The organism is Nonomuraea rhodomycinica, assembly GCF_013363995.1.
GTDB lineage: Bacteria > Actinomycetota > Actinomycetes > Streptosporangiales > Streptosporangiaceae > Nonomuraea > Nonomuraea rhodomycinica.
The window spans coordinates 173,024-195,927 of sequence record NZ_JABWGO010000001.1 but is presented as its reverse complement, the minus strand read 5'-3'; the positions used below and the strand labels follow the sequence as shown (position 1 = coordinate 195,927).

The following is a 22,904-nucleotide window of genomic DNA, read 5'->3' as shown; positions in this document are numbered from 1 at the left end:
AGGTCACGACACGACTCCGGTGGAGAACGAGACGCGGCAGAGGGCGTCGCCGTGCGCCACCAGAGGCTCAGCTGTGGCTGTGAGTCGGTGGAAGAGACCGCGTGGAGAGAGCCGTTCTGGCCACACCTGATCGGTGGTGATCTTCCATGCGTGGAGCGCTCTGGGCAGCAGGAGGTCGACGGGCATCCAGACCCCGTCGATCCTGAGCTCCGCCCACGTGTGCGTGGTGGAGAAGGGAACCGAAACGATCAGCCCATAGGAAGTGCGCGCCTCCAAGCCGCTCTGCCGTGCGATCCGCACCAGTTCTCGCGCCATCAGGCTGCACTCACCCATACGGTTCGTGCGGAGGAAACCAACGTCATCCCTGAGAACGGCGGGCAGCAGGTAGAAGGCGACGTCGGACAACTCCGCGAAGAGCGCGACAGTATGTTCGTGGATCAGGGTCGGCACATGGGAAGAGTGGACGAGCAGCCTTCCCAGTTCGTTCCCGTCGCCCGGCCTCGTGTCATACGGGTGCAGTGCCGGGTGAACGGAGAAGGCGCACGGCCCGCGGTGCTCAGAACTGGCGCAGGTCGCGCTGGTGCGTATCTCGTGGGGCACGGGGCTCCGCAACGACCGTCGTAGGCTCCGAACCCAGCACATCATCGCCGCGCGGCGGGGAGACCTGGCGCCGAGATACAGAGATACGTTTTCCAGATCGTTGTTGTCGAAGTAGGCAGTATGCGGGAGGCCGGCCGCCACGAGTTGGTCAAGAACATGCGCTTGAAGTCCGAGCCGCTTCTCCGCATCGGCGGGGGCTACCGTGAATGCCCGGTATCGATTCGGTATGAACCGGAGAGAGTCGACCAACCTCTGCAGCTCGGCCACGTCAGTCGGCCAGCTCTCTGACGACGGAATACAGCGAGCCGACCGTGCTGAATGTCTCCAGTGTCATCAGTTCGTCGGGGATGGAGATCATGAATTCCTCCTCGATCTCTAGGAGGAGCTGGACCGTGGAGAGGGAGTCGAGGCCGAGGTCGGGCAACCGGGTGTCCATGAGCAGTTGCTCTTCGGTGACGTCCGGCAGGTGCCGAAGCAGGAGCAGTCGGTACTGCTCGTGGAGGCTGCTCGCGGTCATCGTCTGGAGCCTTCCTGTGGGTCGAGCGTTCACGCATGCTTGGCTAGTCCTCATGGACGGGCCGCGCAGTGAACGGCTGGCGAGCTACAACGAGGCGTGACGCCGAGATCACTTGGTCGCCGCGTATCGTCAGCTCCACAGGAGAGTCGCGGCTGAGGAAAGCAAGCAGGCTCGCGGTCAGCCCGTAGGCGCCCACGTTGGGAATCTGCAGGACGTCCCCCGGATCAGGTAGCGCGATCTCAAGGTCTGTCGCAAGGACATCGCTGGGAGCGCACAGCGGACCCACAAGCTTCAGGCGTGTCCTGGGCTCGTCGCCGGTCGCCTCCGGTTTCGCTTCGACGGGCATCAGCCGACGGAGCCCGGACATGCCTCCGAGGTGATTGATGCCGGCATCCAACACTCCGAAGGTGCTTCCCATACTCTGTTTGACTTCGGTCACGCTGGTGTACAGAGCGCCGGCCGTGCCACTCAGGTAGCGGCCTGATTCGAAGGCCAGCTCCAGAGTGCCCGCGGCATACTCCGGAAAATGCTGTTTGAGTGCGGCAGTCAGTTCTGACTTGAGCGCGGGATACTCCGGAAGAACGCCCGGCTTCGCAAAAGGTGCGGCGAATCCCCCACCCAGGTCGAGGACTTGCATGGGGATTCCGTAGGCGTCGCGCAGGTGGGCAGCGGTGCCGATGCTCTCGACGAATGAGCTGGCCAGGTCCTGCTCGCTGCGGGCATTGCTCATGGGGAAAAAGTGCAGCCCGACCACCGACACGTGGGGCGCCTTCATGACCTCGACGGCCCACTGATCCACGTCGCCCAGGTCGAAGCCGAACTGCGATGACCGGTTGGTCATTCGTATGGCGCCCCGCGCTGCCCCGCCGACTCCATTGATCCTCAGGAGGCATCGCGCGACTACGCCATGCGCCCCCGCCGCCCCGCTGATCCGGCCGACGTCGCTGGACGACTCGGCCGAGAAGAGCGTGACTCCCCGCGATATCGCCGCTCGTAGCTCGCCCTCGGTCTTTCCTGGGCCGGTATACAGACAATCTTGCGGCGGGCATCCGGCCTGGAGTGCGACCGTGAGCTCACCGATCGAACTCACCTCCGCCCGGCAGCCGGTCGCCACGAGCTCAGCCACCATCTGGGGATGCGGATTGGCCTTGAGAGAGTAGAAGAGCGTTGCAGGCGCGGGGAGCATTCCCCGGAGCTGGGCCGCGACCGCCGCCAGGGTATCGAGTTGATACACGTACAGCGGACTGCCGAACGAAGCGATCAGATCGGCTGCGTTGATCATTTCTGTCCTGTCCTCAGCATCCGCACCTCATCGCGGACGGTGGTCCGGTCAGCCTTGCCGTTCGGAGACAGACTGATCGTGGGAACAACGAAACATCTGTCGGGGATCCGGGCCTTGTCCAGGCGATTCGTCAGCTCTGCCAGAACCTCTTGGGGGGAGAGCGAGCCGGTCACCACCAGCGAGAGGTCTTCCTCGGATACGAGGCGATCGTGCACCGCGACCGCTTCACGCACGCCGGGAACAGCCTCGGCCGCCGCCTCGACCTCGGTGAGGCTCACCCGAGTCCCCCGCCGCTTGAAGACGTCGTCACGCCGTCCGTGGAAATACAGGTTGCCCGTCTCATCCAGCCAGCCGTAGTCGCCTGTACGGAGAGCGGCTCCTCCCCTCTCGAAGCAGAACCTCTGAGCCGTAAGCTCGGGAGCTCGCCAGTATCCGGCCATCACATGGGGCCCCCGCACCACGATCTGACCGATCTCGCCGGCAGGTAACGGGGCACCTGTGGGTCCTTCGATCCAGACATCGGTCCCAGTGAGCGGCCGCCCCAGCGATCCCTCTCTGATCAAGTCCTCGTCGGGCACGCTGATCGACACCCGTTTGCACTCCGTGATGCCGAACATGAAGACGACCGATGATCCGGGGAAGTTGGCACGCAGGTCGTGGGCCAAGGCCGGTGACAGTTGTGCACCGGTATTGGTGAACAACCGGACCGAGGAAACCTGCACTGGCGCGCGATCTGCGAGCTGGACGAGCAGCTGAGCGAGGGGCGGCACCACGGGCATGATCGTCGAGGCGGAGGCCCGCAGCTCCGACAACAGTGTGACGCCGCTGTCGATGTCACTGATCTGCACGCATGCCGAGGCCCGTACGGACAGGAGGAGCTGATAGAGCCCGTAGTCGAACGACATGGGCAGCCGAAGAAAGATCCGGTCGTCGCTGGTGTAGGCGAGCCGCTCGGCGATGGCCTCAACTGCGAACAAGACCATGGAGTGCGGGCAGACCACGCCTTTGGGAGTGGACGTGCTCCCAGAGGTGTATATGAGCAGCGCGGGCGCGCAGGGGCGGGACTGAAGACCGGGCGCACCTTCCTCCGTCGTGACCACGTCCGGCCAGATCGCCTCGATTTCGTGGACCGGCAGGTCGGAGGCGAGTTTCTGGGAGCCGGAGGTGAGGATCAACGATGGCTCGGCGTCGGTGATGATTCTTTCCATCTGGAATGGCGTTAACTGATGATTTGCCGGCACGAAAATTGCTCCGGCCATGGACGTGCCGAACAATATGGCCGCGAGATGCGCCGAGTTGGCCGCCTTCGTCATGACCCTGTCGCCCGGACGAATCCCCTGGTGGCGCAGCCAACGAGCGAAGCGCAGGCTCAGGCTCAGCAACTCGGCGTAAGTCCACGTAATCGTTCTGTCCTGAACGGCCGGCGCTTCCGGGGAGCGGGCCGCCGCCTGCTCAAGGAGGTGATGGACGGCATCGGACGGAGCGACTGACATTGAGCTTCCTTTGTTTCATGTCGTTGAGCGCCTCGACGGATTGTCCAACCACCGATCCGGGGCGGGGGCACTTCGATATCGTTTCCTCCGAGGACAGCCTGATGGACATGTCCGAGCCGGTCACCTCTCTCGGTCGAGCATCAACGAGGAAGTGATCTGGCTGTGTTGACCGGACCGTGCGGTACGCGTCCGATGCCGATGCTGGGGTGCGTCCGCGATCAGGCAGGCAGGTCTGCTCAAGACGATGCGCATCAACCCGCCTGTCCAGCCGTAACGCGGCATCGACGGCGCGTACGGCGGATGCGAGCACGATGGATGAGTCCGCCTGCGATGCGATCACATCGGAATTGAGATCACCACTACGCCCGCCGACGAACGTGATCTCCATCGAGGGCCCGGACGCTCTGGATGATCTGCCGCCATTGCGCAGGAGGGAAGGCCCTTCTTGTGCGCGGGGCATGGGTGAGGTCAACGGCCGGCGGCCCCGTGAATGCTCGACCGATGCTGATGGTGGGCGACGCGCGTACGACTGGAAGCTCGACTCCGGGAACGTCACGGCAAGCGTTCAAGACGATCGCCACATTCACTTCTGAGGACTGTGCCGCCAAGCGAGGATGGAACCCGTGCGGCGGGGTGGAGAATTCCAATGGAAAACAAAGCTACTACACCTGTCCATTATGTTGGTCGTTCGCAGCGCCTGAGCGACAGCCAAGCCCCGCTGGAGAGTAACTCGCTCACGTCGGCGACTGCAAGGCCCTCGCTGTCCTGCTCCGGAATGTGCGACTGGCAATAAGGGCCGTCTTTACACCGGCTTGGTAAGGTCTTGTGTAGGGATGTCATGGCGATATAACCTTCCCCTCGCTGCCTTGTGGACCGCACGTCAGCCCCTAGGTCAAATGTGACAGATCGTGACATCTTCAAACGTATCCGTAGTAAACGGGAGCTCGATGACCTACATGTGGGACAGCCAATTCGAGGGACTATTGCGCCAGGCGGTTCCATCTCTTTCGTCCGGTGCTATCGACCCCGCCGAAGACCTGCAGAATGCTGGACTGGATTCGATGGCCTCCGTCGAGCTGCTCCTGCAGATCGAGGCCGCCTACGACATCGTCATCCCTGATGAGGCATTGACTCAGCAGACCTTCACCACGCCATGCACGCTGTGGGGCGTGGTGGCGCCACTCATCGGCGCCAGGTCGATTCCCTCGCCATGAAGCTTGTCGTCAGTCAGCGCCTCATGCTGCTGCGCGCGTTGCGCCACGTCGGCGCGCAGTTGCTCGCGGTGATCATCGCGCTGCGCACCCTCCACAGCCTGGTGCCGCCTGCAACGGCGCTCGTCGTATCGCTCTTGGTGCAGAGATTGGCCGGTGGCGACATCGTGCACGGCGAGGAGGTATGGGTGCCCCTCACCCTGCTGGGCGCCGTCATTCTCGCCGGCCGGCTGATTCCGGAGCTGCTCGCCCCGTTGACCTTCCTGGCTGAGCAGCGAATCGACGGTGCTCAGCGATCGGAGCTCATCCGCCTCGCCGTCTCCAGTGGCACCATCGACGCCCTGGAACGCCCGGACGTTCAAAAGCTCATTCGCCTCGCTCGCGCCGACCGCGAGTTCTGGACTGAAAGGTCGCCGGGCCAGGGCGCCCTGGCGCAACTCGAACTGATGTACGCCTACTTCGGGGTCTTCGCCTCCGCCGCCGTGCTGGCGGCGTTCGCCTGGTGGCTCGTACCCCTGATGGTCGTGCCGGCCGTGGCCGCGCGGAGGGTGATGAGGCGCCAGTTCCTGGAGCACGTTCAGCTCGAGGGCGGCGGGATCATGGACGGCCTGCGCTCTGACCACTGGAAAAGGCTGGCCACGGAGTGGACCGGCGGCAAGGAGGTGCGCACCTTCGGGCTCGCCTCATGGGCGGCCGATCGAGCTGAGCACTTCATCGTGGCGAAGTTCGCACCGACCTGGGCCGCGGCGGCGACCAGTGCCGCCCGCCAATGGAAGATCGCGGTTATCGTCGGGCCACCTCTGATCATCGCGTACGCGCTTGTCGCCTGGGATGCGGCGAGCGGTGTGAACTCCGTGGCCGCGGCCACGGCGGTCTTCACCGCCTCCTGGTCCATGCTGACCATGCTCGGTTTCGCCGATGTCGTCCTGATCGAGGGTGCCATTCCAGGTGTGCGGGCCCTCCGGGAGCTGCCGTCGGTGATCGGCGAGCAGTCCTCAAGCGCGGCGTCCGCCGTGTCCGCACCCGGCGACGACCGAACGCCTCCGCTCATCCGATTCGAGGATGTCTCGTTCGCCTACCCGGGCACAGAACGCCTGATCCTCGACAGGGTCAACCTGGAGATCCGCCCGGGAGAGCTCTTCGCGATCGTAGGGTTGAACGGCGCAGGAAAATCGACGCTCATAAAGCTTCTCACGGGGCTGTACCGGCCGACCTCAGGCCGGATCACCGCCGATGGAGCGGACATCGCGGACATCGGCCTGGCGGCCTGGCGGCAACGGCTGTGCGCGGTGTTCCAGGATTTCATTCAGTACCAGCTTCCCGCCGTCGACAACGTCACCATGGGGCGCGCCATGCTCCCGGCGCGAACCGAGATGGCACAGGCCGCCGCTGATGACACCGGGCTCTCACAGATCATTCACGAGCTTCCCGAAGGCTGGGAGACCCCCCTGTCGCGGTCCAGGCGTGGCGGGATCGACCTGTCCGGCGGGCAATGGCAGAAGGTCGTGCTCACCAGGGCCCTCTATGCGCTGCGCACAGAGGCACAGGTCGCAGTGGTCGACGAGCCCACGGCGCATCTGGACGTCCGCGCGGAAGCCGAGGTGTTCGACTGCCTGGCGAAGTACCACGGGAGCCGGACGGTGGTACTGATCACGCATCGCCTGTCGACTGTGCGAAGGGCTGATCGAATCGTGCTGCTTCACGATGGTGGCATCACCGAAGCCGGGACTCATGATGAGCTCATGGCGCAGGCCGGACAGTACGCGGAGATGTTCACGATGCAAGCCGCGCGCTTCGAGCGTGGATACGATGACCGGCTGGAAATGGGCGGAGTGTCGTGAGGGCGCGAAAGTACCTGCGCCTCTGGAAAGATCTGCTCGTTCTTTCGTGGCGACGTGTTCCAGCACTGACTGCGGGTGTTTTCGCACTCGAAGCATTGTCCGTCGCCCTCACCATTGCTCTGGCTCTCCTGCTGCGGTCCGTCGTGGACGGAATGGTCCACGCACAGGCACAGAGCGCCGTCCTGGCAGCTGTGGGCGCGGCGCTGGCCTGCGTCCTTACGCTCGTGGTCAATCGGCTACACGGCCTGATCGCGATGTTCCTCGCTGTGGGGAAGGTGGGCCCGACCGATGTTGATCGGCGAGTGACTGAGGACATCGCCGGCATCGAGGACATCGCGCACATGGAGCTGAGCGATTACCTCGATCGCGTCGATATCCTGCGCGGATCCGCGTGGTCACTGGTCCAAGGCATGTGGACGGTGGTCCGCACCGGATTCACCCTCGTCCAGCTGGCGATCAGTCTGTGGATTCTCGGTTCTGTCGATCCCCGGCTCTTGTCTCTCCTGCTCTTCGCGGTCGTCCCGGTGTGGACGGATCACAGGGCGCGAAGGATCATCAACGCGATGGAGGTCGGCACCGCGGAACAATTCCGCCTCCAGCGCCATCTCTTCGAACTCGCGACGGGCGCGGGACCGGCGAAGGAACTGCGGGTCGCCGGCGCCGGCCCCGAGGTGACCCGGCGACAACGGGCGGCCTGGGACGAGGCGATGATGGGCCGCTTCAGAGCGCGCCTACGCGCGGCCCTCTGGGCGATCGGAGGCTGGGTGGCGTTCACCATCGCCTTCACGTTCCTGCTGGGGTCGGTCATCAGCGAAGCCTCCGCAGGCGACATCGTGCTCCTGGTCACGCTGGCGGTGAGCCTCCTTCAGGCTGTTCACAACGGGATCAGCCAGGTGACCACCATGATGAACGCCGGCTACCACATTGAGCCCTATCTGTGGTTGCAGGACTACGTGAAGCGGCAGAAGCGATCCGGGACGCCGATCCCGCAACCCGCCCCTCAGCGGCTCGCCAGGGGCATCGAAATCCGCAATCTGCGCTACACCTATCCAGGCACAACCCGTCCGGCCCTTGACGACGTGACTGTGACCTTGCCGGCCGGAGCGATGGTGGCGGTGGTGGGCGAACACGGATCCGGCAAGTCCACGCTGGTCAAGATGCTCAGCAAGTTCTATCGACCGGATGCCGGAGCGATCCTCGTCGACGGGACGGATCTCGCGGCGATCGAAGCGACCGATTGGCGCGCCCGCACCAGCGCTGCCTTCCAGGACTTCGGCCGGTATCCCCACATCGCTCTCGCGGAGTCCGTCGCCCTGGGTGATCTGGCCCATCGCGACGACACCGCCCGGATCGCGGCCGCGATCCGGGCAGCGGGCGCGGACGACCTGGTGGCCAAACTGCCGGACGGTCGGGAAACGGTACTGGGACGGACTTTCGGAGGCGTTGATCTCTCGGAAGGACAGTGGCAGAAGGTCGCGCTGGCCCGTGCAGCCATGCGCACCACCCCGCTCCTCCTTGTTCTCGATGAACCCACCGCGTCTTTGGACGCCCCGAGCGAGAAGGCGATCTTCGATCGCTACATGGCTCAGTCGAAACGGTTGGCTGAGAGCCATGGCGCGATCACCGTCATCATCTCGCATCGCTTCTCAACGGTGAGCGGTGCCGACCTGATCCTGGTGCTGGACCAGGCGAGGCTGGTGGACCACGGATCCCACGAGGATCTGATGACCCGCGACTCGAAGTACAGCGAACTGTTCGCAGCGCAGGCAACTGCATACCGACTTCCCGGCTGACGAGCAAGACGACTCCATCGCGGAGAGGGGATCTCGACGTGGAAAGCAACATGCTGCGTTTCAGGCGTGCGGGTCACCTCGTGATCCCGGATCTGCTCACCCGGCAGCAGATAGAGCGGCTTCGCGCGGCGGTCGGTCGCCTCAGGAGCCAGGTCGAGAGCACGCCTGCCGCATTCAAAGTCCGGTATACGGAGCGAAGCGGAGCGGATTTCGATACGTGGGGCGTCGAGCATGTCTTCGCGCTACCGGCGTATCAGGACGAATTCGGCGAGATCCTCGAGGACGGCCGCGTCGTCCAGCATGCCCGGGAAGTGCTGGACGACGACCGTCTGAGATTCTGGCGCGCTCATGTCTATTGGGAGCCCCGCAGAGTCGGCTACTCCCTCTACTGGCATCGAGACTATGGCGAGCACGATCACTACGATCCTGAGGGGGTTCCTACCCACGCACATTTCAATCTCTGTCTCTGGGACGACTCCTCGCTGCGGATAGTTCCGGGCTCGCATCGCCGACCGCTCACACCAGCCGAGGACGCGCTTCGGCGGGCGAAGAGCGCCGACCCGATCGAGAATGAGCAGGTCATCAGATGTAAAGCCGGGGACATGCTGATGATGAACGCCCATCTCCTGCATCGGGCGGCCTGCTCCGCGGGCACTCCGCGCGGCGTCATCCACATCGAGCTCCAGGCCTATCGAGAGTCGACGGGAGGCCATGGGTCGTGGCGGTACATGCGAGAGCCCGGATTTCTGTCGCGAATGCCGCCCACCGTCCGGGAACTGATGCGCAATGCCATTGAGTGGGATGACGCCCACCCGCTGTCACTCCGCGAGCTGACCCATGGCAGAAGGCTGAGCAGGGAGTTCGAACAGCACGAGGCGAGGGAGAGATCGTGAGCTTGGTCGAAGGCGCACAGGAGGAACGGGTCGTTCTCGCGAGCCCCAAGGAGATAAGGCGCCAGATCGTCAAGACGATCGCACGAGCAAAGGCGTGGCATCTGGGACCCAATCTCTCGATGGTGGAGATCCTGCACACACTCTACGAACGTGTGATGCGGGTCGATCCTGCTCGTCCTGACTGGCCCGGCCGTGATCGATTGATCAGCAAGGGTAGTGCGGCAGCCGTGTTGTACGCGGTCCTTGCATCACGAGGGTTCTTTCCGGCGGAGACGCTGAAAAGATACAACGAGCCAGGCAGCCGGATCGTGCCGTTGGTGGAGATGTTCACGCTGCCGGGCGTGGAGGCTTCCACGGCTTCCCTGGGCCGCGGACTCTCCATCGGGATCGGCATGGCATTGGCCGGGAAGCGCGACGGGATGCCCTATCGCGTCTACGTCGTGGTCGGCGATGGAGAATGTCAAGAAGGGCAGATCTGGGAGGCCGCCATGCTGGCTCCCTCGTTGGATCTTGACAACCTGACGCTCATCGTGGACTGCAACAAGCTCCAGGGGTCCAATCGGGTCGAAGATCTCATTCGCATGGCGAATCTGTCCGAGCGTTTCACTGATTTCGGCTGGCACGCAGTCGACGTGGACGGACACGACTGCGACGCCCTCGAGGCGGCACTGAAAAAGCCGGCCGACGGTCCGAAATGCCTCATCGCGCACACGGTCAAGGGCAAGGGCGTATCCATCATGGAGAACGATGTGGCCTGGCATTATCGGTCGATGACCCAGGCCGAGGTCATCCAGGCGCTGCGGGAGTTGCGATGACACCGCAGTGGGGAGCCGCGGTCAATGAAGTGTTCGCGAACTTCATGATGGAACTGGGAGCCCGGGACAGAGATGTCTACTACGTCGTGTCCGACGGCAACATCGCCGGGATGCAGGAGTTCGAGAAAAGCTATCCCGATCGTTTCGTCAACGTCGGCATCGCCGAACAGAACGCGGTTTCCATGGCTTTCGGGATCTGCAGCACGGGGAAGCGAGTATTTCTCTGGAACAACGTATGCTTCCTGCTCTACCGGCCGTTCGACCAGATCAGAATCGACGCTGCCTTCACGAGAGCCAAGATCAGGCTGATCGGGACCAGCGCGGGGTACACCCGAGGCCCGGACATCGCCCAGGCCTCGGTTGAGGACGTCGCCGTGATGCGAGCCCTGCCCAATATGACAGTGGTCTGCCCGGGTGATCTGCGCGAGATGCAGGCGCTGCTCCCTCAGATAGACGAGATCGACGGGCCGGTCTACATGCGCCTGCCGAAAGACCGATCCGCTCTACCCATCATCCATTCCGCCGACGCCCAAGTGACACTTGGCCGAGCCATCGAGATCTTCACGGGCAACGATGCCGTTGTCATCTGCACAGGGCATGCCCTGGAGGAGGCCTATACCTGGGTCAGCGGATGGCGCCAGGACGGCATCGACGTCGGGTTGATCAGCATGCACACCATCAAGCCCTTCGACCAAGAAACGATCGCCCGCCTGGTCCGGTCGAGTCTTCCTGTCGTCACGATCGAGGAGCACTCCACGATAGGCGGACTGGGCAGCGCGGTGGCAGAAGCCATCGCAGAGAGCGGACGTGGCGTGCCCTTCCTGCGGGTGGGGGTGCCCGATCGGCATCCCCATGTGGCCGGCGATCCCCACGTGGTGAAGAAGCACATGGGAATGCCTGGGCCCGAGGAGGTGCTCGCGTGGATCCAGCAATCTTGACCCGGTCGATGTCGAGGCTTGCGGCGCGATGATCGAGCCGATTCGCTACGCTGCCTTCGACCTCGACGGCACCCTTCTGGACGCGAACGGTGACGCGCTGCCCGGCCTCGCCGCCGGCCTCACCCGGCTGCGTGACCTCGGTCTCGTGTCCATCCTGATCACGGGGCGCTCGCTGGCGAGTCTGCGCGCCGCCTCGCTCGACGAGGAATTGCTGGCCCTTTTGGAGCCACAAGTCCTGATCAGCGATGGCGACGCGGTGTTCGATCGGCGCTGCGGGTTGTTCCGCCAGACACGCGCGCTTCCGGAGGGCCTCGGATCCCATCTGCTGGAGAAGGGGTTCGAGGACGTCGTGGTCGAGGCCGGTGGCGACTACTACGCGAGCAGTCGACGAGCAGCGCTCGTCCTCGCCATGGCCTATCGACTACCCCGAGCAGTGGTGAGCATCGGCCTGCCGAGCCAGATGGGCATCCCGCTCGGCCGGGCCGTGGTGCTTGCCGAGCAATCCCGGGTGAGGGCCGCGCTCGACGGCTTCCGCTGTGTGACCCGGCGATTGACCGCGTTCGGAGCGACTCTCATTCATCCCGAGGGAACCGGGAAGTCCGGTGCCCTGGCCGCGCACCTGCTCGCTGAGTTCGGGGAACAGGGCCTGGAGCGGACCATCGCCTTCGGCGACGGACCGAACGATGCGGGACTACTCGCGGAGTGCCGCATCGGCATAGCGATGCGTGAAGGTGCGGCCGCCGCCGTCGCCGCAGCCGATCTGCATCTGACCGAGTCACTCGGAGAGTTCTTACGAGACTTGGCGCCACAGCGTCTGATCGCAGCGGTGCCCGCTGACAGAACGGAGACGACTGATTCCTGTGTGCGACAACTGTCCTGACGCCTTGACCGGCCAACCGGAACTCGCTCTTCTCCTTTCGCTGGCCAGGCACGAGTTGAACGATCACGACGTATCCGAGGTTCGTGGCCTTCTCTTGGCCCACCGCGGGGCTCTTGACTGGGGACGCTTCCTCGATTTGGCTGCGCGCCATCGCCTGCTGCCCCTCGTCGGCAGGAACATCATCTCGTATCGCCTCGATCACGATGCCGATCGCAAGCCTCTGACGCCATACAGACAAGTGTTCTCCGGCGCCTACGTGGGCAATCGCGTCCGGAACCAGGTGCAACACGCCGAGTACGCGACTGTTCTGAACGCGTTGAACGCGGCCGATGTGCGATATCTGGTGCGTAAGGGACCGGTTCTCGACACGTATGGCTTCGCTGACCTCGGGGCTCGGCAGTCGAGCGATCTGGACCTGCTGGTCGACCGCGTCGACATGGGCGCCTTCGGCGCCGTGGTCGAGAAGTTGGGCTATCAGCAGGGCCTGCTGGCGCCGGACGGTACCGTGCGGCCCTACAGCAGACGCGCCCAGGTGTACTGGAAGGCGCACCTGAACAACAGCCTTCCTTTCGTCAAGTACAGCGGGTCCGTAGAAGTAGATCATTTCAAGGTCGACCCATGCCATCAGATCGCCCAGAAGAGCGCAGCGGTGGAGGTGACCAACGCCGATCTGTTCGCCCGCTCCGTCGCCCAGGACATCTGCGGAGTATCCAGCAGGGCGATGTCCGAGGTCGACCAGATGCTCGACCTGTGTCTCCATCTGCACAAGGAGGCGACGGCGTTGTACTACCTGGAGTCCGGTAAAGGGCTGCGGCTTCGGCAACTGCTGGACATCGTCGTATTGACCCGCGCCTGGCCGGAGGAAACCTGGCATGAGCTGATCGAGCTGGCGCACGCCTGTTCGGCGGCCACCGAGATATATTACGCGCTTCATTTTGCCTCTCTGTGCTACCCGGAGGCGATTCCCCAACGGGCACTGGCGAGCATGAAGCCGGAGGACACGGCATACCTGGAGGACTTCGGGCACATGGAGGGAAAACCGGGGCGTTGGCGGGCTTCCTTCTTCGAGCGTCTGCTGGGCGATGACCAGGTGCGTACGACCTCGTCAGAAGTCCCCCGGATGTGATGTCACAGGGAGCGGGGGCGGAACCCGCGAACCACAAACGGGGCGTCAGCGTGGTGACCGCTGTGTACGGAAACGTTCATGACCTGGACGGGCTGCTGGAAGCACTCCGGGAACAGCGCCCGTCGGGGGCGCTCGACGAGCTTGTCATCGTGGACAACCATCGGCAACGTCGGCTACCTGATGATTTCCGGGCAGACAGTATCCCGGGCTGCGCGATCAGGGTGGTGCACGAGCCGCATGTGGGACTCAGCAGAGCCCGCAACGCCGGTATCCGCGCTGCGAGTGGTGCCTACGTGCTGGTCACTGATCCGGACAGCCGGCCCCTGCCGAACTGGGTGCACGAGCTGAGCGCGGCTTTGCGGGAGAGTGGAGCCTTCTGCGCCGGTGGCCGCACGGTTGCGGACCTGCCGGCAGCCGACTCGCCTCGAGCGGAGCTGCCGGCTGCGGTGCTCGAGCAGTTCGTGCCGCTCGCGTGGCCCGAGCACCGCACCCGGTTGCGCGCGCCGTACTGGCTGATCGGATGCAATCTCGGGTTCAGGAACGAACCTGAATCCCTGTTCGACGAGACGCTCGGCGTCCGTGGCGAAAGACATTTGAGCTGCGAGGATCTCGAGTTCGTCATCCGTGCCCTGTGCGCGGGCGAAGAGGTGATCGTGGCCCCGAAGGCGGTCGTCAGACGCGCCGTCCGCTCGGCGGACTTGCGTACCCGGTCGGTGCTGCTCAGAGCCTTCTGGCACGGCGTCTCCGTGGCTCGGGTGCGGCGGCTGCATGGTGGGACGCACATCTACGACAGCTACCGCATCCGCGACGCGCTCCGAGCGGCAGCCAATCGGGTGGTGCTGCTCATGAACCTCGCCCGGATAGCCGGGTTCCGGATCGAACGACTTCGTCTCCACGTATGTCGTCGACTTATGTAGGGAGCAGTTCGCATGAAATCCAGTCCCCTGTCGATCGGCCTCAACATGGGACACGACGGTGGATGCGCCATCATCCACGGTGAAAAGGTTGTCGCGATCGCAGAAGAGCGCATCAACCGGACCAGGTACAGCGGTGGCTGGCAGGCCGCGCTCGCATATTGCCTGGAGGCGATGGACGTCCGCCTGTCGGACGCGGATGCCGTGGTGTTCAGCTGTGTCGGGCCTCGACTTCCCGCGGGGTTCACGGGTGGTCTCGACCGCTATGGCGTCGACCCGAAGCGGATCCACACCGTCGACCACCACCTCGCTCATGCCTACAGCGCCTTCTGCACGTCAGGGTTCGATGACGCTCTCATCGTCGTGGCTGACGGGGCCGGAAATGACCGCGACACCGAGAGCTGCTATCTCGCGGACGGGTCCGGGATCGAGAAGGTGGGCGGGAACCGCTCAGAACGCCCCCGCGCTGGAGGAATCGGAGCGACCTACGAGGCCTTCACCAACTACCTCGGCTTTCATGAGCAGGAAGCCGGTAAGACCATGGCTTTGGCTGCCTTCGGGGATGTGGATGCCTACAAGGTTCCGCTCTTCGAATTGATCGGCACACAGGTGGAAGGCGTTCTGGAGAAGACGCACGAACGGGGGCTCGCGGAGTTCGCCTCAGCCGCCGGTCTGTCTCTCGGACCGCCGCACATGATCGACGACCAACCCTCCATGGACCTGGCCGCCTGGGTTCAGGCTGCGACAGAGGACATCTTGGTACGGCTCGTCGCCGAGCTCATGTCGCTCCACGGCCGGCGCCGGGTATGCCTGGCCGGGGGAGTCGCCATGAACTGTGTCGCCAATCACGTGGTACGGCGGCGAACAGGGGCTGACGTCTACGTTGTACCGCCGGCGTCCGACCGTGGCCAGGCGCTTGGAAATGCGTTCTACGGAATGCACCGCCTCACCGGCACGATGCCTCGGCACAAGCTGGAAGCGGACTCCTTCGGGAGAAGCTACAGCTCAGCGGAAATCCTGCTTGCGTTACGGCGTCACCCCCGGTCGATGCTCGCTGAACGGCATCCGCGCCGTCGGTTCTCTTACGAACGGGTCAGCGACCCGGCAGCGACCGCGGCGGAACTCATCGCCGACGGCAAGCTCATCGGCTGGTTCCAGGGGGGCAGCGAGCTCGGGGCTCGTGCGCTGGGCCAGCGAAGCATCCTGGCGGATCCGCGCCGGGTCGAGACCCGAGACGCGCTCAACGGCAGGATCAAACATCGTGAGTGGTTTCGACCTTTCGCGCCCGCTGTCACTGTGGAACACGTCGCTGACTGGTTCGAGATCGACCATGAGAGTCCGTTCATGCTCTCGGCGGTACCGGTTCTGCCGCAGCGTCGCGAGCGGCTGGCCGGGGTGACGCACGTGGATGGAAGCGCTCGCGTGCAGACGGTGCGAGCCGACGCCCATCCGACGTTCCACCGTTTGATCAGCCGATTCGGCCGGCTCACCGGGGTTCCGGTGGTCCTCAACACCTCCTTCAACGATCGGGAACCCATCGTGGAGACACCCGCTCATGCGGTGACCACGTTCGGCTCATCCAGTCTGGACGCCATGGTCATTGGCGAGTACTTGGTGATGCCCGAGTGAGCGGCCGTCCGCAGCGCGTGGCGATCCTTTTCGACACGGCCGGATTCGTCAGGACACTGCCTCTGACGGGAGCAGCGGCACGGACGTTGTTCCTGAACAAGCACCTGGCCCGCCAAGGTGTAGACGTCCGGCTGTTCCTGTGTGATCTCAACGCTGAGTCCCAGCCTTCGACGGCCTGGCCGTTCGCCACCTCATACCTGGACTATTCGGCCTTCTACTCCGACCCCCAGAAGCTCGTTCCTGAGCTGAAGGACTTCGCGCCCGACGTGCTGGTGATGGCGAACAGTCAACTCACCGCGGAATACGGCAGAGGGCTGGCCGATTCCGTAGGCGCCGCCCTGGTGTACGAGATGCACGATGACGAGGGCTCTCTGCTGCGTTCCATTCATCGCCCTGAGGACGAGTGCAGGGAAGCGGCCTTCGCCCAGTCAAGAGCGATCGCGGCAGCGGACGGGGTGGTCGCGCTGACTGACGAGGACGCCCAGGTCGCACGGGCCATGACTCGCATGCCGGTGCATGTGGTGCCGTGTGGGGTCGAGCCGGGCCCACAACCCCTGCCCGCGTCCAGCCGCACCCTGGCCTTTGTCGGGAATCTCTACTACGAGCCGAACCGGCGCGCTGTCGAATACCTGAGAAGCGATCCGTTCGCCGGAAGGCTGCGCGCGACGGGCGCTGCGGTGGAGGTCTATGGCCGCTATCCGGCTGAACTGCGTGGGCAAGACCACCAAGAGGCCGACTTCGTCAGGCTTCGTGGGCCCGTACCGCACCTGCGGGACGCCGTTGCCTCCTCCATCGTCGGACTGGCCCCGCTGGACTCCGGCGGCGGTATGAAGCTCAAGGTGCTCGAGTACATCGGAGCCGGGGTCGCGGTCGTCGGCACGACCATCGCCGCCAGCGGCTTCGAATGGTTCGAGAGATTCGGGCTCATCGCCATGGATGATCTGACCGACTTCCCGGACCGGGTCGAACAGTTGCTCACCGATGACGCTCTTCGCCACAGACTCGGCGCGGAAGGCAGGCTGCTTGCCGAGACGTGGTATTCGTGGGACCGGATGGCCACGCTCGCTCGCCGCGCCTATCTCGACATCCGGGATGCCGCGGCTCTGACCGTCGTGACTCCGCTGACACTGGCGCTGCGTGCGGTCGAACCGCCCTACTGGCTGCGTGAGTGGACAGGTCGTCAGGGGACAGGCGAAACAGAACCCCTTCCGCTGCTCGACGAGACGGACGACATGGATGGTGTTTCTCAACTGGCCGAGGCGGTTGACTGCGCCCGGCTCGCTGCTCAGTCACGGACGGGCGTGTCGTTCCCCAGGACCGGCAGCGCCGGATACAAGGGGCGATCTGTTGCGTTCTTCGCTGATGATGCGGTCCTCAAGGTATACACGCATAGGGGTGAGGATCGCTGCAGTCGAGAACTGGCGGGGCTCACCTATGCCGGCGACAGGTGTCCGGACCTGAATATTCCTGCACCCATCGCCAGCGCCTCGTTGCAGGGGTCCTTGTCGTGGATCGTCACTCGGCGGATCACCGGTGGACCTGTGGCGACGTGGGATCGGGCTCTCGCGGTGGATCTGGGCAGGCTCGCTGCCCGACTGCACGCCGAAGCCCCGGGGAGCAGTCCTTTTCGCCGGAGCCCCTCCGTCCGGGCGGCTCAATCCACACACGATGCGGTGTACCGCTCACTGCTGGACAAGTATCACCAGAGCAAGGAAACGGCCGAGTGCCACGTCGGGTTCGTCCACGGCGATTTCTCCTCCCGGAACATTCTCATCGCCGGCGGCCGGATATCCGGAATCGTGGACTTCGAACGCAGCGGTACAGGTTGCCGCTACCACGATCTAGTGTCTGTCTACCTTCATGACGGCCTCATGATGAACCTGCCGTGGCGTGACTTCCTCGCCGCGTACACAGCGGAGTCGTGCGTGACTCTGAGTCACGAGCACCTCGAACATCACCTCGCGGAGTACTTCTGCTGGATTCTGGAATGGGCGCCGGTGGTGGATCCGCAGCTGGCATCGTCCGTTGGCGCCTTGGCGCTGAGGTTTCTGGAACGGGGGGCGCGGTGATCGTGGGTGCTGCCGCCCAGCCGGGCTGGTACACGGCCATGCGCGCCGACGCTGGGGTTCGCCTCTGGCTCGATCCGGCCTCGGCGTCGACTCTGGCCGGTCACTGGTCGCCCTACATCTCTGTCGCCGAGGGTGACGTGGCGCCGCCCGGCGCCTGGACCATCGCCATGGCCGGCGAGGATGAACAGGGTGATCTCATCGATCAGCCCTCCAAGGGAAGCGGAATCGGTTACCGGCTCTGGCTTGACCCCCTGCGACGGGTGCTGTCGATAGACCCGGAGAATGCCACCACCCAGCGGCGACGGTTGGTGCGCTGCCTCCTCCGCCGGGCTTTCATGGATCGTGGCCACTGCTTCCTCCACTCGGCACTTGTGGTGAGCCGACGTACCGGCCGGGGGCTGGCACTGGCTGGGGGTAAACGAGCAGGCAAAACCAGCCTGACGCTGGCCATGTTGAAGAGCGGTGAGTTCGACTACGTGACCAATGACGACCTGGTCGTGAACGTGGACGAGGACGCCGGCTTGGACGCCTTCGGCTGGCCGCGGGCGATCTCGGTACGCAGGGACACCCTGCGCCTGCTGGCCGACAGGGGCAGCGCGTTGCGCCAGGTCCTGGAGTCCAGCCGCCATCCGGAGCAGGTACGGACGGGGAACCCGACGGACCGTCGGGCGCTCCTCTTTCCCGACGAGCTGGCACGAGCGACGGGAGCTTCCGTCGTCGCTCAGGCTCGGTTGCATGCGGTGATCGTCCCTCGTTTCGATTCTGGGGCGCTGTCACCAGAGCTTGAGCAGGTGCACGACAGGCAAGAGGCATGCGAACTGCTGCGTCAGTTCGTGGAGGGAAACGCCAGCCGCCAGGAGGCATGGCTCGACCGGTACTTCACCCAGACACACGATGACGAGCTGGAAAGGCAGGCGGCGAAGCTGAGCGAGCGGGTTCCCGTCTTCCGCCTGACGCAATCCATGACTTGTCTCAGGGAATCAGCCAAGTTGCTCCATGATCTGGCGACCGAGGGCCTGTGATGATCGTTCTTGAGGGCACTCCCGGGGCTGGGAAGACCACGCTGCTGGGCTCCATCGTCGAACACCATCACCATCGGGTGATCGTCTTTCCGGAAGCTCAGCCAGAAGCAGGGGTGAACGACGAGTTCGCCATCGCCACGGGCCTGCTGGAAGAGGATCTGGACCGAGTCCGGTGGGCGGAAAGGCTCGAGGGCTTCGGTCGCCTCTCGGTACTGAGCGATCGGTGTTACATCGGAGTGCTGGCCTATCGCCATGCCCTCTGGCAGACGGGGAAGCTGGACAAGAGTCATTTTGTGCGCGCTCGTGAATACTGTCTGAAGCTAGGTCTCCGTGATCGGCATCGCCGTAGCAGGGTCTTCATCTTCATCACCTCTCCGGCGGTGTCGATACAGCGGCGTTCCAGGTATTCCGCCATCGCGGAGCATGCTGTCTGGTTCGATTCGGACTTCCTGGAGGCCTACAACTCATATCTAGAGGGCAGCCACAGTGAGTTTCCTGACGACATTGTGTACGTCAAGAATATGGAACCATTGATGGATCTCCTGCTCCGGCGCGCGAACGACGGTGAGCCATGCGGAACATGTGGCTCCGAACCGAGGTCGACAGTGGTCCCGGCCCATGACACCATGGTCCAGTTGTACGCGCGAGGGCTTCACATCCGACATCAGGACAAGGAAGTGTGCGTGGATACCGCCCGCCAGGCCGTTGACATGCTCGGCCTTGCGGACGATCGGCCTTCGGTTCTCCACGGCGAGAGGGAATGATGGAAGAGAACATCGCATGGTCCGGCGACAATTCTTTCAAACTGCGGGCCGCCGCCATCGTTCAAGGGCGGGGAAGAATTCTTCTGTGTGCCGTGGATGATCTGGACGGCTGGTTCCTGCCTGGCGGCAAGGTTCGCTTCGGAGAGTCGTCCACCACCGCGCTCGCTCGTGAACTGGTCGAGGAGATAGGCGTGGAGTGCGCCATCGGGCGGCTGTCCCTGGTCGCCGAGAGTATCCGTTCGGAGGGGGCGGCGATCCATCAGGAGGTCTGCTTCTACTATGAAGCGTCTTGGCCTGATGGCATTCCGCTGGAAGTCGTTCACGGCAATGCGGAAGAACATCACAAGTTCGCATGGGTGAGTCCGGACGAGCTGCCGTTCATGAATTTCTTGCCCAAAGAGATCCTGGCGCATGTCGATGACGGTGGGGGCGAGGTCCGCCATCTGTTCTTCGATCGCCGCTCGACCGCATGAGGAGACTGCCGTGGCACGGGATATCGATTTTGACCTGATCAAGGAAGCCAAGGAGCTTGCTTCCCGGTGTTACGATGGAAAGAATCACCACGTGGCCGCCGCCGCCCGCGCGCCCGATGGGCGGACGGTGGTCGGAATGAGCGTCTCACACTTTCTAGGTGGACCTTGCGCAGAGGTGGTGATCATCGGATCGGCCGCAGCGCAGCGTATTTATGAATTGACGACGATGGTTGTCGTGGGATTGGCAGGCCGTGTTCTGATTCCGCCATGCGGGCGCTGTCGGCAGGCATTGTTCGATTACTTCCCGAGCATGGACATCTTGATCGGCGATCCGCCGGCGGTGATTCCCATTGCAGAGCTTCTGCCGCTTCCGTACAGGCGTTGGCTGACGGATCCCCGAGGTGTCAGCTCGATGGGCGGAAATCACGAGGATCCATTCGCCGGCCGGTGATCAATCCGTCTGTCGAGGGTTCCTTGCGGCGTCAGGCGGACACCAAGCCCGGGATACTGAGGGGCACGCAGTGATCGCAGGTGCGATAGATGCGTGCATCTGTACATCCTCTGAGGACGACCGGCTCCACCGCGCCCCCCGGGCGCCGCTGAGCGTTCCGCCGTCGTCCCACCTTTCAGGTTCCCGCGTCCGCGCCGCAGCCATGCCGCGCCGAGGCGCGCCAGAGCCTGCCTTCGGAGGAAGCATGTCCACCGTCATCGCTCCATCGGCCCATGCGCGCTGCTCCAGTGCTCGCCGGCGGCGCTCGGCGCGGTGAGCGGCCGCATCCGGCCGCTGGCCAGGCTGTCGATCGGCCGGCGCTACCGGATCAGGCCGGCCTGCTGCTCGGCGCCGGGCACGACCTGCCGCTGGACGAGCGTGGGCCCGCTGGTCAGCTCGGGCGGGCGCGGCGAGGTCGACACGGTCGGGCTCGTCCGGCTCGGGCTGCTTCCCTCCGAAGCCACCCACAAGCCGGTCGTCGACCTGTCGATCGGCCAGTGGCGTCGGCTCGACCTGACCGTCCTGCTGGCCGGGCGACCGCACGTAGTGCTGCTCGACGAGCCGACCAACGACCTGTCGATGACCTTGTGGGGGAGCCGACACAGGCGCTGTCCGCCACGGGTGCCGCGGTGGTGCCGGCCACTCACGACCGGCAGCTGCTGCGCACCGGCCGCGGCTCTCCACCTGTGATCGCCCTGGTCAGACGGTCAGGACGAGCTTGCCCCGGGTGCGTCCCTCCTCGCCGCGCCGGTGCGCCTCGGCGGCCTGCTCCAGCGGCAGGACGTCCTCCACCTCGACCGTGACGTCGCCCTGGTCGATGAGGCCGGCGATGCGGGCCAGCGCCGGCGCGTCGGGCTCGACCAGGAACGCCGTGGCCCGCACCCCCGCCGCCTCGGCCCGCTCGGCCAGCTCGGGCGACACTCCGGAGGGGACGGCCACGAGGAGGCCGCCGGGCCGCAGGACCTTGAGGGAGCGCGTGCTGGTGGCGTCGTGCCCGTCGCCCACCAGGTCGATGACCACGTCCACGTCGGCCACGGCGTCCTCGAAGCGGGTCGTGGTGTAGTCGATCGTCTCCTCGGCGCCGAGCTTGCGCAGCCACTCGTGCTTGGCCGCGCGGGCCGTCGTGACGACCTGCGCGCCCAGGTGACGGGCGAACTGCACGGCCAGGTGACCGACGCCGCCCGCGCCCGCGTGGATCAGCACCCGCTGCCCGGGCCGGACGTCCGCCGTGTCGGTCAGGGCCTGCCAGGCGGTCAGGGCCGCCAGCGGCACGGCGGCCGCGTGCTCGTGGTCCAGGGTGGCCGGCTTGCGGGCGAACTGGCGGGAGGGGGCGGTGACGTACTCGGCGTAGGCGCCGGCCGCGCGGGGGAACCACGGCATCCCGTACACCTCGTCGCCCGGCTTCCAGGTGGTCACGCCGAAGCCGACCTCCTCGACCACGCCGGAGACGTCCCAGCCGAGGATGAACGGCGGCTGGCCGAGCACCCCGGCCATGCCGCCCCCGGAGCGGGTCTTCCAGTCCACCGGGTTGACGCCGGCGGCGCGCACCCGTACCAGGACCTCCGTGGGCAGGGGCTCGGGACGGGGGACGCGGACCGGCTCCAGCACCTCGGGGCCGCCGAACGCGGGCTGGCTGACGGCACGCATGGTGGGCGTCGACATGCTGCTTCTCCTCGCTTCGTGTGCTTGGTGCGACGATCCCGGACGCTATCCGCCAGGTGGTAGTAACCCGCAAGGAGTCTTACTATCTGTTGGGTAGTAAGAGAGGAGTCCCAGCCGTGATCATGAGGTGCGCCACCGGCGAGCACGACCGCCACGACGTCTACTCGGCGCTCTGCCCCTGCCGCGACGTGCTCGACCTGCTGGCCAACAAGTGGTCGACGCTGGCCATCGGCGCCCTGGAGGACGGGCCGAGGCGCTTCGGCGAGCTGCAACGGCAGCTCCAGGGCGTCAGCCCCAAGGTGCTGACCCAGACGTTGCGGCGGCTGGAGGAGGCGGGCTTCGTGGACCGCACCGTGTACCCCGCCGTGCCGCTGCACGTGGAGTACGCGCTGACCGAGCTGGGCCGCAGCGTGACCGTGCCGCTGGGCATGCTGCGCTCCTGGGTGGAGCGGCACCTGCACGAGATCCCGGCCCGGTCGTAGCCGCCGCGGG

General features: G+C 64.9%; 23 protein-coding genes. 17 read left to right on the top strand and 6 right to left on the bottom strand.

Annotation, left to right across the window (positions count from 1 at the left end; translation table 11 throughout):
- Nucleotides 1–3 precede the first annotated feature (3 nt).
- The 5 genes from HT134_RS00975 to HT134_RS00955 form a co-directional block, all read right to left on the bottom strand.
- Nucleotides 4–450 carry a transglutaminase-like domain-containing protein gene (locus tag HT134_RS00975; protein WP_175598342.1) on the bottom strand — a complete coding sequence of 149 codons (447 nt, stop codon included), beginning with the start codon at nucleotides 448–450 and terminating at the stop codon, nucleotides 4–6.
- Nucleotides 451–868: 418 nt separating this feature from the next.
- Nucleotides 869–1,150 (bottom strand): phosphopantetheine-binding protein, encoded by a 282-nt coding sequence (locus HT134_RS00970; protein WP_175598341.1) that lies wholly within the window; start codon nucleotides 1,148–1,150, stop codon nucleotides 869–871.
- A gap of 10 nt (nucleotides 1,151–1,160) precedes the next feature.
- The gene (locus tag HT134_RS00965; RefSeq protein ID WP_175598340.1) at nucleotides 1,161–2,399 is read right to left on the bottom strand and encodes a type III PLP-dependent enzyme domain-containing protein; all 1,239 of its coding nucleotides are present in this window, start codon (nucleotides 2,397–2,399) and stop codon (nucleotides 1,161–1,163) included.
- Nucleotides 2,396–3,892: a class I adenylate-forming enzyme family protein gene (locus HT134_RS00960; RefSeq protein WP_175598339.1), complete on the bottom strand. Its 1,497-nt coding sequence runs from the start codon at nucleotides 3,890–3,892 to the stop codon at nucleotides 2,396–2,398. The genes HT134_RS00965 and HT134_RS00960 overlap by 4 nt, the downstream gene beginning before the upstream one ends.
- Nucleotides 3,852–4,280, bottom strand: a complete 429-nt coding sequence (locus HT134_RS00955) for a hypothetical protein (RefSeq protein ID WP_175598338.1) — start codon at nucleotides 4,278–4,280, stop codon at nucleotides 3,852–3,854. Before HT134_RS00955 ends, HT134_RS00960 begins: the two co-directional genes overlap by 41 nt.
- Nucleotides 4,281–4,839: 559 nt before the next feature.
- On the opposite strand from HT134_RS00955, the gene HT134_RS00950 reads away from it, so the two are divergent.
- The 16 genes from HT134_RS00950 (at nucleotide 4,840) to HT134_RS00875 (ending at nucleotide 21,440) form a co-directional block, all read left to right on the top strand.
- On the top strand, nucleotides 4,840–5,106 hold the full coding sequence (locus HT134_RS00950) for a phosphopantetheine-binding protein (RefSeq protein ID WP_217707127.1): 267 nt from the start codon (nucleotides 4,840–4,842) through the stop codon (nucleotides 5,104–5,106).
- Nucleotides 5,103–6,944 (top strand): ATP-binding cassette domain-containing protein, encoded by a 1,842-nt coding sequence (locus HT134_RS00945; RefSeq protein WP_175598337.1) that lies wholly within the window; start codon nucleotides 5,103–5,105, stop codon nucleotides 6,942–6,944. Before HT134_RS00950 ends, HT134_RS00945 begins: the two co-directional genes overlap by 4 nt.
- Nucleotides 6,941–8,737, top strand: a complete 1,797-nt coding sequence (locus HT134_RS47475) for an ATP-binding cassette domain-containing protein (RefSeq protein ID WP_175598336.1) — start codon at nucleotides 6,941–6,943, stop codon at nucleotides 8,735–8,737. The genes HT134_RS00945 and HT134_RS47475 overlap by 4 nt, the downstream gene beginning before the upstream one ends.
- 38 nt (nucleotides 8,738–8,775) lie before the next feature.
- The gene (locus HT134_RS00935) at nucleotides 8,776–9,630 is read left to right on the top strand and encodes a phytanoyl-CoA dioxygenase family protein (protein ID WP_175598335.1); all 855 of its coding nucleotides are present in this window, start codon (nucleotides 8,776–8,778) and stop codon (nucleotides 9,628–9,630) included.
- Nucleotides 9,627–10,445 (top strand): transketolase, encoded by an 819-nt coding sequence (locus HT134_RS00930; protein ID WP_217707126.1) that lies wholly within the window; start codon nucleotides 9,627–9,629, stop codon nucleotides 10,443–10,445. The genes HT134_RS00935 and HT134_RS00930 overlap by 4 nt, the downstream gene beginning before the upstream one ends.
- Nucleotides 10,442–11,383 carry a transketolase family protein gene (locus HT134_RS00925; RefSeq protein ID WP_175598334.1) on the top strand — a complete coding sequence of 314 codons (942 nt, stop codon included), beginning with the start codon at nucleotides 10,442–10,444 and terminating at the stop codon, nucleotides 11,381–11,383. The genes HT134_RS00930 and HT134_RS00925 overlap by 4 nt, the downstream gene beginning before the upstream one ends.
- Before the next feature lie 28 nt (nucleotides 11,384–11,411).
- The gene (locus tag HT134_RS00920) at nucleotides 11,412–12,263 is read left to right on the top strand and encodes an HAD family hydrolase (protein WP_175598333.1); all 852 of its coding nucleotides are present in this window, start codon (nucleotides 11,412–11,414) and stop codon (nucleotides 12,261–12,263) included.
- A gap of 4 nt (nucleotides 12,264–12,267) precedes the next feature.
- Nucleotides 12,268–13,389 carry a nucleotidyltransferase domain-containing protein gene (locus tag HT134_RS00915; RefSeq protein ID WP_175598332.1) on the top strand — a complete coding sequence of 374 codons (1,122 nt, stop codon included), beginning with the start codon at nucleotides 12,268–12,270 and terminating at the stop codon, nucleotides 13,387–13,389.
- 50 nt (nucleotides 13,390–13,439) lie between these two features.
- Nucleotides 13,440–14,306, top strand: a complete 867-nt coding sequence (locus HT134_RS00910; RefSeq protein ID WP_175598331.1) for a glycosyltransferase family 2 protein — start codon at nucleotides 13,440–13,442, stop codon at nucleotides 14,304–14,306.
- Between the two features lie 12 nt (nucleotides 14,307–14,318).
- Nucleotides 14,319–15,932 carry a carbamoyltransferase family protein gene (locus tag HT134_RS00905; RefSeq protein ID WP_175598330.1) on the top strand — a complete coding sequence of 538 codons (1,614 nt, stop codon included), beginning with the start codon at nucleotides 14,319–14,321 and terminating at the stop codon, nucleotides 15,930–15,932.
- Nucleotides 15,929–18,001 (top strand): phosphotransferase, encoded by a 2,073-nt coding sequence (locus HT134_RS00900; protein ID WP_175598329.1) that lies wholly within the window; start codon nucleotides 15,929–15,931, stop codon nucleotides 17,999–18,001. Before HT134_RS00905 ends, HT134_RS00900 begins: the two co-directional genes overlap by 4 nt.
- Nucleotides 17,998–19,023: a hypothetical protein gene (locus tag HT134_RS00895; protein ID WP_175598328.1), complete on the top strand. Its 1,026-nt coding sequence runs from the start codon at nucleotides 17,998–18,000 to the stop codon at nucleotides 19,021–19,023. Before HT134_RS00900 ends, HT134_RS00895 begins: the two co-directional genes overlap by 4 nt.
- The gene (locus HT134_RS00890; RefSeq protein ID WP_175598327.1) at nucleotides 19,023–19,787 is read left to right on the top strand and encodes an AAA family ATPase; all 765 of its coding nucleotides are present in this window, start codon (nucleotides 19,023–19,025) and stop codon (nucleotides 19,785–19,787) included. Before HT134_RS00895 ends, HT134_RS00890 begins: the two co-directional genes overlap by 1 nt.
- Nucleotides 19,787–20,260, top strand: a complete 474-nt coding sequence (locus tag HT134_RS00885) for an NUDIX hydrolase (protein WP_175598326.1) — start codon at nucleotides 19,787–19,789, stop codon at nucleotides 20,258–20,260. Before HT134_RS00890 ends, HT134_RS00885 begins: the two co-directional genes overlap by 1 nt.
- A gap of 10 nt (nucleotides 20,261–20,270) precedes the next feature.
- Complete coding sequence (locus HT134_RS00880) at nucleotides 20,271–20,711, top strand: cytidine deaminase family protein (protein ID WP_217707125.1); 441 nt, start codon at nucleotides 20,271–20,273, stop codon at nucleotides 20,709–20,711.
- Between the two features lie 312 nt (nucleotides 20,712–21,023).
- The gene (locus tag HT134_RS00875; RefSeq protein WP_312887908.1) at nucleotides 21,024–21,440 is read left to right on the top strand and encodes an ATP-binding cassette domain-containing protein; all 417 of its coding nucleotides are present in this window, start codon (nucleotides 21,024–21,026) and stop codon (nucleotides 21,438–21,440) included.
- A gap of 9 nt (nucleotides 21,441–21,449) precedes the next feature.
- Here the strand turns inward: HT134_RS00875 and HT134_RS00870 are convergent, their stop codons facing one another.
- The gene (locus tag HT134_RS00870) at nucleotides 21,450–22,412 is read right to left on the bottom strand and encodes an NADP-dependent oxidoreductase (RefSeq protein ID WP_175598325.1); all 963 of its coding nucleotides are present in this window, start codon (nucleotides 22,410–22,412) and stop codon (nucleotides 21,450–21,452) included.
- A 122-nt stretch (nucleotides 22,413–22,534) separates the two neighbouring features.
- Between HT134_RS00870 and HT134_RS00865 the strand changes: the two genes are divergently transcribed.
- Entirely contained in the window at nucleotides 22,535–22,894 is a 360-nt protein-coding gene (locus HT134_RS00865; protein ID WP_217707310.1) for a winged helix-turn-helix transcriptional regulator, read from the top strand.
- Nucleotides 22,895–22,904 lie beyond the last annotated feature (10 nt).